14 protein-coding genes are annotated in these 14,411 nt (G+C 50.4%); 5 read left to right on the top strand and 9 right to left on the bottom strand.

The genetic code is table 11. The features are described from left to right. Positions 1–111: 111 nt before the first annotated feature. On the bottom strand, positions 112–1,563 hold the full coding sequence (gene pepD, locus BQ2674_RS07465; protein WP_075573159.1) for a beta-Ala-His dipeptidase: 1,452 nt from the start codon (positions 1,561–1,563) through the stop codon (positions 112–114). Positions 1,564–1,766: 203 nt separating this feature from the next. Between pepD and BQ2674_RS07460 the strand changes: the two genes are divergently transcribed. From BQ2674_RS07460 to eno, 4 genes are all read left to right on the top strand, one after another. After that, on the top strand, positions 1,767–3,839 hold the full coding sequence (locus BQ2674_RS07460; RefSeq protein WP_075573158.1) for an OPT family oligopeptide transporter: 2,073 nt from the start codon (positions 1,767–1,769) through the stop codon (positions 3,837–3,839). A gap of 85 nt (positions 3,840–3,924) precedes the next feature. After that, positions 3,925–5,190 carry an RNA polymerase factor sigma-54 gene (locus BQ2674_RS07455; protein ID WP_075573157.1) on the top strand — a complete coding sequence of 422 codons (1,266 nt, stop codon included), beginning with the start codon at positions 3,925–3,927 and terminating at the stop codon, positions 5,188–5,190. A gap of 86 nt (positions 5,191–5,276) precedes the next feature. Then, the gene (locus BQ2674_RS07450; protein ID WP_075573156.1) at positions 5,277–5,645 is read left to right on the top strand and encodes a DUF488 domain-containing protein; all 369 of its coding nucleotides are present in this window, start codon (positions 5,277–5,279) and stop codon (positions 5,643–5,645) included. 21 nt (positions 5,646–5,666) lie between these two features. Next, positions 5,667–6,962, top strand: coding sequence for a phosphopyruvate hydratase (gene eno / locus BQ2674_RS07445; RefSeq protein WP_075573155.1), 1,296 nt, complete (start codon positions 5,667–5,669; stop codon positions 6,960–6,962). Between the two features lie 51 nt (positions 6,963–7,013). Here the strand turns inward: eno and BQ2674_RS07440 are convergent, their stop codons facing one another. Then, on the bottom strand, positions 7,014–7,586 hold the full coding sequence (locus BQ2674_RS07440; RefSeq protein WP_075573154.1) for a phosphatase PAP2 family protein: 573 nt from the start codon (positions 7,584–7,586) through the stop codon (positions 7,014–7,016). Positions 7,587–7,744: 158 nt separating this feature from the next. Between BQ2674_RS07440 and BQ2674_RS07435 the strand changes: the two genes are divergently transcribed. After that, positions 7,745–7,945, top strand: coding sequence for a zinc-ribbon domain-containing protein (locus tag BQ2674_RS07435; RefSeq protein WP_075573153.1), 201 nt, complete (start codon positions 7,745–7,747; stop codon positions 7,943–7,945). A 46-nt stretch (positions 7,946–7,991) separates the two neighbouring features. Here the strand turns inward: BQ2674_RS07435 and BQ2674_RS07430 are convergent, their stop codons facing one another. The 7 genes from BQ2674_RS07430 to tnpA all read right to left on the bottom strand — a co-directional run bounded on the left by BQ2674_RS07430 (position 7,992) and on the right by tnpA (position 14,252). Continuing rightward, on the bottom strand, positions 7,992–8,777 hold the full coding sequence (locus BQ2674_RS07430) for a short-chain-enoyl-CoA hydratase (protein ID WP_075573152.1): 786 nt from the start codon (positions 8,775–8,777) through the stop codon (positions 7,992–7,994). A 314-nt stretch (positions 8,778–9,091) separates the two neighbouring features. Beyond that, positions 9,092–10,120, bottom strand: coding sequence for a YadA-like family protein (locus tag BQ2674_RS07425; protein WP_235828835.1), 1,029 nt, complete (start codon positions 10,118–10,120; stop codon positions 9,092–9,094). 206 nt (positions 10,121–10,326) lie between these two features. Continuing rightward, positions 10,327–11,064, bottom strand: coding sequence for a hypothetical protein (locus BQ2674_RS07420; RefSeq protein ID WP_235828834.1), 738 nt, complete (start codon positions 11,062–11,064; stop codon positions 10,327–10,329). Positions 11,065–11,247: 183 nt separating this feature from the next. Next, positions 11,248–12,129, bottom strand: a complete 882-nt coding sequence (locus BQ2674_RS07415) for a 5'-nucleotidase, lipoprotein e(P4) family (RefSeq protein WP_075573151.1) — start codon at positions 12,127–12,129, stop codon at positions 11,248–11,250. Positions 12,130–12,195: 66 nt separating this feature from the next. Further along, on the bottom strand, positions 12,196–12,459 hold the full coding sequence (locus BQ2674_RS07410) for a hypothetical protein (RefSeq protein ID WP_075573150.1): 264 nt from the start codon (positions 12,457–12,459) through the stop codon (positions 12,196–12,198). Continuing rightward, on the bottom strand, positions 12,459–13,526 hold the full coding sequence (locus tag BQ2674_RS07405) for a hypothetical protein (protein ID WP_075573149.1): 1,068 nt from the start codon (positions 13,524–13,526) through the stop codon (positions 12,459–12,461). The genes BQ2674_RS07410 and BQ2674_RS07405 overlap by 1 nt, the downstream gene beginning before the upstream one ends. Positions 13,527–13,790: 264 nt before the next feature. Next, positions 13,791–14,252, bottom strand: a complete 462-nt coding sequence (tnpA, locus tag BQ2674_RS07400) for an IS200/IS605 family transposase (RefSeq protein ID WP_075573148.1) — start codon at positions 14,250–14,252, stop codon at positions 13,791–13,793. Between the last annotated feature and the right edge of the window lie 159 nt (positions 14,253–14,411).

The raw sequence follows: 14,411 nt of genomic DNA, 5'->3' as shown, positions 1-14,411 counted from the left end.
AAACAGGGAGAACGTGATAACTGCCACGTCCTCCCTGTTTTACGTTCGTGGTACTAAAAAAAGTACCACCTTCTCAAGATTCATTAAATTGCAATAACCGTATACTTATACTTATAATTGTGCCAATTTTTCCAATGTGCCCGCAATGACCTGCACCAGTTGTGCCACCGTATCTAGTTCCACGCATTCGTCGGCGCTGTGAATGTCGTGCGTTTCCGGGCCGACGGCAACAATATCGAGGTCCGGATTCATAGCATAAAGATAGCCTGTTTCCAGGCCGCCGTGCATAGCTTCAATGCGCGGTTTTTTGCCCATGAGCTCTTCATAGACGCCGGCCATAAGAGGCTGCAGCCTGCTGTGCATATTTTCAGTCCATGCCGGCATGGGTTCGTCAATATGCACATCCGTTCCCGTAAGCCGCGCAATGACGGGCATGGACAGGAGAAACTCGCGCAGACGCGCATCGGCCGACGAACGCGGGAAGTACTGAATGGCAACGTCCTTATCCGTTGTGACGATCGTGCCCAAACTTGAGGAAAGGTCCGGCAAGGTCGGAATGGCGCAGTTCATGGAGAAGACGCCGCAGTGAAGGAGACTGATCAAGTCGACGACGGCTTCCGTGTCTTCTTTTGAAAAGACCGACTGCGCCATGGCGCTCGGCGTCACTTCAAATACGGCCTTGTCTTCAAGGCCTTCGTAGGTGAGACGGAATTCCTTTTCCGCTTCTTGCACCGTTTTTTCTACAAGGCCCTTATCCTTTGAGGCGATAACGATTATTGCCGTCGCATCTGCAGGAATGGCATTTGCCGCTATGCCGCCGCTGAAATCGGCCAACCGATAATCAGCGCCCTTATCGGCAAGGCGGCGCAAGACGGACGAGACCGCCTTAATGGCGTTGCCCCGGCCTTCATTGATAACTTCGCCTGAATGGCCGCCCAAGAGACGGTGTACCCGTACGGCAAGAGCCACATCCCCGGCCGGTACTTCCCGATGGAGCTGCCGCATAAAGTGCATGTGCGTGCTGCCGGCGGATGCGACGCAAATAACATCGATCGACTCGGAGTCACAATTAATGACGTACTTCGCGTCCTTCACGTGAGCCGCATCCAAGTTGGTCGCTCCGGTCATTCCCGTTTCTTCATCAACCGTAAAGATCAGCCGCAGCGGACCGTGATTTATTTTCTGCTGAATTAGATAGAGAGCGACGGCCACGGCAATGCCGTCATCAGCACCGAGGCTCGTCCCGTCGGCACGCAGAATATTGCCTTCCCGAACAAGTCTAATCGGATCTTTCAAGGGATCGTAAGAAACACCCGGTTTGGCGACGCAAACCATGTCCATATGTCCCTGCAATACCGTTAAAGGAGCTTTTTCAAAACCCTTCGTCGCCGGCACATCGGCGACAATATTGTATACGCTATCCTGTTTTGCCGTAATACCGAGCTCCGCCAAGCGAGCGACAATATAATCGCTTACATTCTTTTCATGATGAGACGGACGAGGATGTTTCGCCAATCCTTCAAACTCGCTCAATACACCTTCAATAATTTCTTTTTCCGTCATACAGGCAACCTCCTTGTGAAATAAATACATTTACTTTTATTATAAAGGAGAATTTCTTCCTTGGAAACCGATTATTTTTCTCAAGGGTTCATCTCAGTCCATGCTTTATGCGCAAAATGATGACAAATGCAAAAAATATATAGTATACTTGTAGTCAGCAGAAGTATGAAAGTTCGTTTTTTCACCAAAAAGGAGGAGAGTATATGATCTCACAAAACGACCGGACCGTATATCCGTCCCTTCCGGAATTAACCTTTAGAGGCATGTTCCTGGGGATGCTTATTACGGTCATTTTCACGGCTTCCAATGTCTATTTGGGATTGAAGGTCGGCCTAACGTTCTCATCATCCATTCCTGCTGCGGTCATTTCTATGGCAATTCTGCGCATGTTCAAACACTCCAATATCTTGGAAAACAACATGGTACAGACACAGGCATCGGCTGCCGGAACATTGTCGGCAATCATTTTTATTCTTCCGGGCCTTTTGATGCTCGGCTACTGGCAGGGTTTTCCCTTCTGGCAGACCATGATCCTCTGTACGTGCGGCGGCTCCCTGGGCGTCCTTTTCACGATTCCCCTGCGTCGTGCCATGGTCGTTAATACGGATCTTCCTTATCCGGAAGGCCGTGCGGCGGCGGAAATCCTCAAAGTCGGCAGTGAATCGCACGAAGAAGGGGAAGCAAACAAAAAGGCGACAGGCATGCGGGACATCGTCAAAGGTACGGCTCTTGCCGGTATCATCGGGCTGTGCGCCAACGGATTCCATGTCCTTTCGTCCGAATTCAGCTATTGGCTCAACTTCGGTAAAGCGACGACCCAGATCCCGCTCGGCTTTTCTATGGCACTTCTCGGCGCAGGCTACCTGATTGGCATTGCCAGCGGTGCGGCCATACTGGTGGGGACACTGCTCGCGTGGGGTATCTTCGTGCCTTACCTGACATCTACGCTTACACCGGCTGACGGACAGACGGCCGCTGCTTTCGCAAAAGTCATTTGGGCTCAAAAAGTCCGCTTTATTGGTGCCGGCTGTATCGGTATTGCCGCCGTATGGACACTCATTAAACTTCTGGGACCTGTTATTGACGGCATCAAGATGTCTGTCAACGCGATCCGCGCCAATAATACTGCGGAAAAACAGGCTCTTCACCATACGGATATCGACATGAGTCCCAAGTCCGTAGGCATCGTCTTTATAGCGGTCATTCTCGGCCTGCTCTTTACGTTCTATAATTTCGTTTCCGAAGCGGGCCTGCCCGGCACGATAACGACCATTTACATCGTTGTCGGCGTTCTTGTCGCCGTTCTCATGGGCTTCTTTGTCGCTGCAGCCTGCGGTTACATGGCCGGTCTTATCGGCACATCTGCCAGCCCGATTTCAGGCATCGGTATTCTCGGCATCATCGTTTCATCATTGGTTGTCCTCGGCATCGGTCAGTCCTTCGGTATCTTCGATACGCCGGAAGGCACAAAATTCGCAACGGCATTGGCGATTTTTATTACCAGTGTTATCGTCAGCATCGCCTCCATTTCCAACGATAATCTCCAGGATTTAAAGACGGGCTATATCGTCGGAGCAACGCCCTGGAAACAGCAGGTCGCCTTGATTCTCGGTTCCGTCGTCGGCGCTTTTGCAATCGCACCTGTATTGAACCTTCTGTATCAAGCTTACGGCTTTACAGGCGCACTGCCCCGCGCCAGCATGGATCCGAGTCAAGCATTGGCAGCGCCGCAGGCAACGCTTATGACGACGATCGCCCAAGGTATTTTCAGTTCCCAGCTCGACTGGAACTACATCCTCTTCGGCATCGGCGTAGGCATCGCCGCCATTATCGTCGATCTCATCCTGACGAAAAATACAAAATCTCTCGCCCTGCCTCCGTTGGCTGTCGGCATGGGTATTTACTTGCCGCCGACATTGGAAATCCCTTTGGTTATCGGTTCCGTTATCGGTTATATCATGCATAAGCGTCTTCGTGCCCGCGCAGCTCTCCGCAGCCCGGGGAAAGAAGATGAAGACGTCGAAGCGTGCACGCACAGAGGTGTTCTCTTTGCATCCGGCCTCATCGTCGGTGAAAGCCTGATCGGTGTCATCATCGCCATGCTCATCGTATTCTCCATTACGGCCGGCGGCAGTGAAGATCCGTTGGCATTGGTGGGTAAAGATTTTAAAAACACGGCCGACATTCTCGGCCTCGCCGTTTTTGTTCTGTCCATTGCCTACTTTATTTATCACGTTTTCTCCACAAAATTCTCGGCAGAAGACGGCAAGAACTGATTTACCTGCGAAACGATGCGGCGCTACACGTCGTATCGTTTCTTTTTGTCCGGACGCGAAAAGTGCATTGATAAAGGTCACGGTTATGCTGAACTTATCTCTGTCCTTGAAACAACAACATAAACTGACGCAAATACAGCGGCTTTCCGCTATGTTTCTCACCTTACAGGAACAGGACTTAAACGATTTCCTGCGTCGACGGGCCGAAGAAAACCCCCTCCTTGAAATCTACTATCCCATGCGGACTGCCGTGACGAACGGCACTCCGCCCGACTTTGTCCGAGAGAAATCGCCGCAGGAAATCCTCTTCGAGCAACTCGCTTTATTGAACGCGCCGGACCGCATTACGGCGGCAGCCAAGGTGATTATCGGCGCCCTCGACGAAAAGGGATTCTTCACGGATCCGGAACTCCTTAAAAGCGACACCCGCGGTTTTTCGGACAATGAAATCGCCTGCGCGCTGGCTCTCGTCCAATCCCTCGATCCGCCGGGCATCGGCGCCCGCTCCCTGCGGGAGGCGCTCATCCTGCAATGTAAGCGCAAGGGTGACGCGCCGCCGCATACGCTGACTGTACTGGAAGCGTACTACGATGCTTTTCTTAACGGGCGCTGGCAACGCCTGCGCAAAGAGTTGTCCATGTCCGACGCGGATCTGCAGGCCGTCATCGACTTCCTGCGCCCCCTCTCCTTTCAGCCCTTAAGACAGTTGGACACGCGGGACGTCTATATCCGTCCCGAAGGAAAACTTGTCGTAACGGATCGGGGCGACGTATCGGTCATTCTCTTTCAGACCTGTCCAATCCTTCGCTTCCGCGACGATCTCTACGCGGCTTACGGCAAGAACGCCGACAAGGAGACACTCGCCTATTTACGAAAAGCCCGGCACTCGTATGTCAATCTGCGCACGGCACTGACCTTCCGCAGCAAAGCTATTCGCCTAGTCCTGGAAGCTATTTGCTATCGTCAGCACGACTTCTTTCTCCATGATGCCGCACTTCATCCGCTGACGCAAAAAGAAATTGCCCGTATCACGGGCCTGAGCGAAGCGACGGTCAGCCGTGTTTGCAAGAACCGCTGTGTTCTCTTCAACCGCCGCGTCTGCAAAATACAGGACTTCCTTACGCGGGCTTACGACAACGGTACGACCGAACCGGCATCAGCCGACGAAATCAAACGAACTCTGCTCGCCCTTATTGCGGCAGAAGACAGAGTCCGGCCTTATTCGGATCAGGTACTGGCAAACATGCTGGCAGAAAAGGGGCTGCCCATCGCAAGGCGAACTGTCGCCAAACTTCGTCTCGCCGCGGGGATTCCGAACAGCACCGTCCGCAAGCAACGCAAAACTACGTAAATAAAACGGCAGATATCCGGTCCTCTAAATTTTTATAGCCGCCGCGCCGACTTTAGTATATACTGTTTTTTGGGGAGATGATTTCTATGGGTACCTTACAATGGAAACGAATCTATGAAAAACCGGTCGAAGCGGACGGCTTCCGCATCCTCATCGACCGCCTCTGGCCGCGGGGAATCAAAAAGGAAAATGCCGGTCTCGGCGCATGGGTCAAGGACATAGCGCCCACAACGGATTTGCGCAAACGCTACCATCACGAAGAAATTTCGTACGAAGCCTTTGCTGCCGCCTATGGCGACGAACTGGCCGCAAATGACGCTTTTCCGCCCTTTGTCGACCTCATTAAACAGCACTTGGCTGCAGGCAACGTAACCCTCCTCTATGCAGGCAAAGACCGGGAAAAGAGCCAAATTCCCACCTTACAACACTATCTCGGCAAGTACATACAACTATAAAATCGAAAGGGTGTTACAATAATGGAAAAACTCACAATTGAAACGGTTATCGGCCGTCAGGTCATCGATTCGCGCGGTAATCCGACAGTAGAAGCGGATGTCATCCTCTCCGACGGTACCGTAGGCAGCGGCATCTCACCCAGCGGTGCCTCGACGGGACAATTCGAGGCCCTGGAACTGCGCGACGGTGACAAATCCCGCTACGGCGGCAAGGGAGTCGACAAAGCCGTGGAAAATGTGAACACACACCTCCGTCAGGCATTGACAGGTCTGTCCCCCTTCAATACGTACGCCGTCGATCAGGCCATGCTCGCAGCCGACGGCACAACAGACAAGTCCAAACTGGGGGCCAACGCCATTTTAGCCGTCTCCTTAGCGGCGGCCAAAGCGGCGGCCAAGGCCGAACACATCCCCCTTTACCGCTTCATTGGCGGCTGCAACGGCAATCACCTGCCCGTACCGATGATGAATATATTAAACGGCGGTGCCCACGCGGCCAACACGGTGGACGTCCAGGAATTTATGATTATGCCTGCCGGTGCACCTACCTTTGCCGAAGGTCTGCGCTGGTGCACGGAAGTCTTCCATGTCCTCGCAACCCTCTTGAAAGAAAAAGGGCTGGCTACCTCCGTCGGCGACGAAGGCGGCTTCGCGCCCAATCTTTCGAGCGATGAAGAAGCCATTCAGTACATTCTCTCGGCTGTCGAAAAAGCCGGCTACAAACCGGGCTCCGACTTCTGTCTCGCCCTTGACGCGGCGGCAAGTGAATGGAAGGGTGCCAAGGCCGGTGAATACGTCCTGCCCAAGTGCGGCAAGAAGTATACTTCCGACGAACTCATTACCCACTGGCAGGAACTCGTAAAAAAATATCCCATCTATTCCATTGAAGACGGCTTGGATGAAGAAGATTGGGATGGCTGGCAAAGGCTGACTGCCGCGCTCGGCCACAAGGTGCAGCTCGTAGGAGACGACCTCTTCGTTACGAATACACAGCGCCTCGCCAAGGGGATAGGTCTGGACAGCGGCAACTCCATTCTCATTAAGCTCAACCAAATCGGCACACTCTCGGAAACGCTCGATGCCATGAAACTCGCCGCCCACGCGGGCTACACGGCCATCGTCTCCCACCGTTCGGGCGAAACGGAAGACACGACCATTGCGGATCTCGTCGTCGCTTTGAATGCCAACCAAATCAAGACGGGTGCGCCCAACCGAAGCGAACGGGTTGCCAAATACAATCGCCTCCTGCGCATTGAAGAAGAGCTCGGTACCGGCGCCGTATATGCCGGCTTCACCGCATTCCGCCAAAAGCATTAAAAACCGCAAAAGCCTGCCCCATACGCGAGGCAGGCTTTTTTATGTCCAATATTAATATCTTTTCAGGGCTTCTTCCACAGTTGTCACGAAGAGGGCCAAGCGTTCTGCCGCTCCGGCAAGCACCTTACTGCGGCAAACGGCGAGAGCGCAGGCCGCACCCAAGACAACACTGCCGATAATATCGCTCGCATAGTGAACGCCGCAGTAAACGCGGGCCGCTCCTTGGGCAAGTCCCCACAGGAGCAGAGACGTGCCTTCTTTTTGCCTATACGCCATAACGGCCGCACCTATGGCGGCGGCATGGATCGTGTGATTGCTCGGAAAGGACGGCGAATTTCCGTGGCGCAAGAGAGCCGTCTTGCCGCTCATAAAGGGCCTCGGTCTGCGCCAAATTTTACGAAGGAGAGCCGCTGCAACGACAGTCAGGCCGAGAGAAAGCGCTGCCGCCGCAACGGCCCTGCGCCGCTCAAACCGTTCTGCAGCCCGGCCCGGATAAAGCCAGGTGACAACACCGTACAGGATATAGACGACAAAGCCGAACTTGGCAAGAACGATAACCGCTTTTTCGGTGAGGTGCCGACCGCGGCAGGCGTAATATAAAATTTTAAAAAACCTCTGCACCATATCATCCCGCTCCTTTTTCATCGTCCGAACATCTATACTATAGACTATGTGCAGCCCTTCCACAAGACGGTTATTGCAACAAGGCCTCTTTTTACATATCGCATTCTTTTCCCTGCCGTGCTATGATAAACACAACCGAACTTTCAGGAGATGAATCTATGATTTGTAAAACCTGCGGCACGGAGCTGCGTGACGGCGTACGCACGTGCCCCATTTGCGGCACCCGACAGGTCGTAACGCCGCCGATACTGCCGCAAATGCAGCCGGCCAAGTTCGTCCTTACAAAGCAGCGCGTCTTGAGCCTCCTCTGCGTTCTCACCTTCATTCTCATCGCCTTATGGCGTATCATTACGGCATAGAAAAACACGTTACCCCACCCGGTGTAACGTGTTTTTTCGTAACAGCTTATTTCCCTTGGAAATTCTTTTCTTTTCTCTTTTCCATAAATGCAGCCATGCCTTCCTTCTGGTCTTCCGTCGAGAAGCACAGGCCGAACACTTCATCTTCGTAAGCGATACCCGTAATGACATCGCACTGAATACCGCGGTTGATCGCAGCCTTGCAAAGTTGTACGGCAATGGGAGCGTTGCCGGCAATTTTCTTGGCAACTTTCATAACCGTCGGCATCAATTCTTCCTGCGGTACAACTTTATTGACAAGGCCGATTCGAAATGCTTCGTCAGCCTTGATGTTGGCAGCCGTGTAAATAAGTTCCTTGCCGATGCCGCGGCCTACGAGACGGGGGAGACGCTGTGTGCCGCCGAAGCCGGGCGTAATGCCGAGGCCTACTTCCGGCTGACCGAAGAGAGCGTTTTCAGATGCATAGCGGAAGTCGCAAGCGCAAGCGAGTTCGCAGCCGCCGCCGAGAGCAAAACCGTTAACGGCCGCAATGACGGGCTGAGGCATGTTTTCAATACGAGTGAATACATCCTGGCCTACCTTGCCGAAGTTCCGGCCGTCAACAGCGTTCTTCGTGGACATTTCTTTAATATCCGCGCCGGCAACAAAAGATTTATCGCCGCCACCTGTAATTACGAGAACTTTTACTTCCTTGTCCGCTTCGATCTTACCGATGCAATCATTCAATTCCAACAACGTTTCAGAGTTGAGCGCGTTCAGCGCCTTCGGGCGATCGATCGTCAATACACCGATTCCTTCTTGTTTTTCAAACTTAATGTTGTTATAAGACATAGAAATGACCTCCCTTAAGATAGTAAAATCGGATTTATTTCCTCTCTCCGAAGAAACGAAATCTGTTACTTATAGTATAGCACGTTCCAAATAGAACAATAGAGAAATTTCTCTATTTTTTAAAAGTTCTCTATTCATTTTTTAGATTGCGCCTCAGTTTATCATGTAAAAATGTAATATTAGCGCTGTGCCGCAACCCGCCACTGCAGCAGATTTGCCGCGCAAAAGCCGCCTGTCAGTTCTCCTTTTCGTCCCCTGCATCGGATTGATACGGCAAAACGGCTCTTTATTACGGGATTATTTTCACAAAGTTTCTATTTATGTCCTATTTGTTTCTTCAATTCCTCATTCTGCGCCTTCAATTCGGCGACTTCCCGTTCCATCGCATCAAGACGCCTGGAAACTACTGCATCACCGTAATGATCTTCACCGCGGTTACCGCCCTTGCCGACACGGAAAGTAGCGCCTATATTGCCGGCCAGTTTGTGGTCATCGCCGAAGTTTGATGCAATACCGAAGGATAAGAGCACATTCGGACCGGCGTTATAAAATCCGCCTAAGGCGACAGCCTTTGTACCGCCATATGTGCCAAGGGCTGCCGAGATCTGGAATTTCGACGCGTCACCGCTGTAATCAAGCGGATGTAATCCCGCCAGGGCTGCAGATACGGCGCCGACACTTTTAAGCTCTTTTCTCAGTCCGCCTGTCAGTGATTGCCCGTACTGATAAAGCTGATTACCCGTGACGGCATCGTGCGATCCGGCGGCAATTCTGCCGTCCGCCACATTAATAATACGGCGCTGCAACGAATCGCTGCCGACGGAAACGACATTGGCTTCCGTCGCAAGACTGCCTCCGCCGAGAGCCACACTGCCGGCACCCGTAACGGAGGCATTGTACCCGACAGCCAATCCTTCGGCTGCTTTCACATGGGCACTGTTGCCGAAGGCCGCAGCATGATCCCCTTTTGCGACCGCATTGGCGCCAAATGCACTTCCGTTTTTAGATGTATTCGTATTCAAGCCGAAATTCGTCCGTTCGCCGCGAATAATGACACGAGCCGTATCAGGAGAATCCGCACCGAGATTATCGGGAACATGTCTCCCGTTATGCGCAGGATAGGTATCAGGCGCATAGTTTTGATCCGGTGTAATCATGACACTTGCACCGGTAGTCGCATCAACGCGGGTTCGGCCTGCCGCTTCACCCGTCGTCGCCCCGCCGATAAGTACACTCGCGCCGGCATCAATTTGCGGAACCGCCGCAAAGGCGGCACTTCCCGTAACTGCCGCAGCAGACAAGACCGCAATCAAACGCTCTTTTGACTTGCTCATTTTCAGCATATAATCTCCTCCCGTCATATAAACAAAAATTTGATCAATAATTACATTTATATTTTATTATTTTGATATTTATTGTCAATATTTTAAGCGTTTTAAAAAAGAATATGTATACTATTACTGCTGTTATATAATACCTGAACCGCAATATAGTAAAAGAGACTTCTTAATGTATCATAAGAAGTCTCCTTTACTTAAATCACAAAAATCTATTGACCTTTGGACGTCAGCTCTGCAATCATTTTCTTTAATGCGCCATTCTCCTGTTGTAAGGCCATAACCTGTTGTGCCAATTCTTGTACACGGCGGTCCGTTATATACAGCTGATTTCCCGTAACGGCATCATGCGAACCTGCCGCTACCGCGCCGTCGGCAATATTCGTCACCTTACGCACAAGGTTTTCATTGCCCACGGAGATAACATCTGCATCCGTCGCCGTACTGCCTGCACCCAGCGCTACACTTCCGCTACCTCTGACGACGGCACCGTGCCCCAGAGCAAGGCCTTCTTCCGCCTTGACATCCGCCCCGTTGCCGAAAGCGGCAGCATAACTCCCCTTTGCTTTCACGTTAGCCCCGACGGCAGTACCCGTTTTGGATGAATTCGTGTTAAGACCGAAATCCGTACGCTGGCCGCGAATGACGACGCGAGCCGTCGCAGGGGCTTCCGTTGCCGGCGGCACGGGACTTAGATTATCGGGTACACGCTTCCCGTCATGGAGCGGATACGACGCAGGTTCATAATTCTGATCCGGTGTAATCATCACACTCGCACCGGCCGTCGCATCGACACGAACCCGGCCGGCCCCTTCAGCACTCGTAGCGCCTCCGACGGACACATGCGCTTCCGGATCTATCTGCTGCACACCTGCCGCCCATGCGGACGTTCCGACCAAAGATACTGCCGCAAAGATGGTCGCCATCGATTTCTTTGTACCCCTGTTCACACTGCATTCCTCCTTTGTGAATCACACTTACATACGGTTACAGTCTATAGTTTCTGATACTTGTTGTCAAATTTATTCTCGCGCTTAATTGGCTTAATTGTAAAATCAAGGACCGCACCGGAAGAGATTTTGATCCGCTTCTGTTGCAGTCCTTGATTTTTTAAATACAACACTTATGTTGCACTAGTCTTTTACATACCCTTTATACCATACATCCCAGTCTTTATTGGAATATTTCCAATGATTAAGCAGATCCCGGGTATACCGACTCTTTTCTTCATCCGTAGTGTTTCTCTTATACCATACGGCACCCATCCAATCGCCGTATGTGGCATTAGGCAATACAATCCAAGCAACGCCCCAATTATTCTTATACCGGGGATCCATGGCTAATTCCGTACGTTTAAGAGCGCCCATTTCACGGCCGAAAGCCGATGTGAAGTCGCCGATATTGTCGCCTAAATACATGACTACATCATAGTCTTTAGTTACATTAGCACGGCGGCTGTCTTTATTGGACGAACCGGACCGGTCCATGACCTGCACGTGCGCCGCGTCGGCATACGGAAGTCCTGCATGTTTGAGTTGCGCAACTGTAAGATCTTCTGTATCCCAATCCCTGTTTGTAATGTAGAAAACTTCTACACCTTTACTTTGAGCATAGTTGAAAAATTCCACTGCGCCCGGAAGCGGCTTATCCGCTTCAGAAGCAATTGCGTGATAATACCCGTCCCACGGACCGCTGTCCCACGAGCCCTCTTTCATCATCATTTCAGCTTGATACGTAGTATCATCCATAATAGTTTCATCAATATCACTGACAATAGCCAACGGCTTGGTATGTTCGGCCTTGTTTGCCAACGCCTGATCAAGTCGAATACGTGCCAATTCATAGGCTTGTTTTTGAAGACCGGCCACTTCTGCGGAATATTGATAAACAATGCCGTTCACATACGTGTCTTTACGGGCATTCCCCGTAACCGAAGCAGGCTCCGCCGCTGCCGCAACAGTCGACATGCAGGCTGCCGTTATTGCGGCAATGCAAAGTTTACTTTTTAAGTTCATAATAAATACCTCCGTTTATAAAATATCAGTGATATACAACCTGTTTCAAGTACTGCCCGGTAAACATTACTTAATAAAATGATTAATTAAATCTCGTCCGTATTCATTGACACTGTAATATACATGTAATACATCATTCGAATCCAATTCGAATCGTGACTCGTCCAACAAGCCGTTCGCTTTTGCCGTCATGAGCGCTTCTTCTACCGCATCGGAACGTAACATTTTAAAACTTCCATATTCATTACTCAGCGCATTAATTACATCTTGGTTAGAGGCTTCATCTACAGTCGTCATATATTTCATAATGGCATAATATAACGGTTTCATTATTTTGCCTCCTTTTTTAATAAATGCAGCGGATTCAAGTTGCCCACAAGTGCAATACCGCAAATCATGACAAGAGCTGCAACCCATTGAACAGGCGTCAGCATCCATCCCGGCTGCCCGTCAATCATACCGACAATGATCATGCAGAAAAAGGGTCCCCAGAACGAATATGCGCCGTTGCAAACCATACCCAGGGCCGCGCCGCACATAGAGTTGCCTTTATACCAGAAAGAATACGCCGGCATAGCACAAAATCCGGAAACGACAAAAAATATAACGGACCAGTCCGACCATGCCCCGGACAATAATCTGGGTGCAAGGCCGATATTCCCGTCAATAAAGCAAAGGAGAGGCAACATAATCAACATATTGGATAATCCGGAAATACATTGCCGGATTGTAATCCCAATATTGTAATCAATGAGAGTCGTCCCAAATCCGGCAACAGCTCCTTCAATGCCCCAACCCAGCGCGCAAAACAAGGCAATACCGCAAGCAACCAACGCAGTAGGCCCGACGTCGGAAAAAGAAGTGCCGCCAATAACGCCGGCGGCAATCAGACAAAGTAAAATACCGGCAATCATCCGTCTGTTAATTGCCTGTTTAAATACGAAATGTCCGATAATCGCGCCGAAAGAAGCGTTTAAAGCACAAATCGGCACGATAATGGAACCGCCCATCTGCAATGCCGCAACATAGGCAGTCGATGCCAGGGGACCGCCAATAAGCGCACAAACAATCATAACAACCCCCGGCTTGGACTTTAAGGTACGAAAGAAGTCTCCCAATTCACCTTTTACGGTGACATTGATCAAAGCCCATATGCCGCTCATCGTATCATTAACGGCCGATCCCAACGCAGCTAAACAATAAGCAACGGCAAATGCGCTTAATCCCGATATATTCGCTCCATACCAATCATTGCCCCAAATACCCTTTGACATTCCCAAGGTAAGGAATGCCGTGTACAATCCGTAAAAAACACCCGAAAAAATTGCAAATGTTATACCACGGCGTTTGAAACCGGCATCAATACTCAGTTTGACAGCTGCCGCTCGGTTATCCATAGATATCACCTCTGAATAGTCTAATTGCAACAATAAGTGCATTTATATCGTCGCATACTCCTGATTTTGCCTGTTCCAAATTGTTGTTATGTAGTCAAGGCATACACAAAGATATAATCATAACCACCAGTAGAACTGGTGGTTTGCTCTGACCCTATAAGGGTCTATCTCTTGTGGTAGCACCAAATGGTGCACTGAATAAAATCCGGCAATCACATCACTGTTACTGGCAGCCCCCTACTCGGGGGCTCTTTCTTTGCCTACTTATGTACTCTTCTTACCCGTAAACGGGTCTACATACTCTTTGAAATCCAACGTGTCCTGTGCTATATCTTCCTGCAGTTGTTGTCGGATATAGGTTTTTATCGCACCTTCGTATTTTCCTACCGTGTCCACATAGTAACCCCGACACCAAAAATGTCTATTGCCATACTTATATTTTAAGTTTGCATGTTTATCAAATATCATTAAACTGCTCTTACTTTTTAGATATCCCATGAAACCGAATACACTTAGATGTGGTGGTATTGTCACCAGCATGTGGATATGATCCGGACAACATTCTGCTTCCAGTATTTCTACGTGCTTCCGGGTGCACAACTCCCGCAATATTTTTCCTATATCCACCTTTATGGTCCCATATATAGCTTGTCTTCTATATTTGGGCGCAAATACGATATGGTATTTGCATCTCCATTTACTGTGTGATAAGCTNTTGTACGTCATTCATTGACAGTGAACCTCCTATCCGTTATGTGATGTGGTTGCCAGACCATCATCATTCTAACACAGGAGGTTCCTTCTTTTTCTATAAGTATTTTTTTGCTCCCCCAGTAAACTGGGGGTTTAGTCATGCCTGTTCGGCGCCAAATAAACGGGCTAAGG

This window comes from Megasphaera coli, assembly GCF_900095855.1.
Classification (GTDB): Bacteria; Bacillota; Negativicutes; order Veillonellales; family Megasphaeraceae; genus Megasphaera; species Megasphaera massiliensis_A.
The sequence above is the reverse complement of the archived record's forward strand: the minus strand, read 5'-3'. Positions and strand labels throughout refer to the sequence as shown.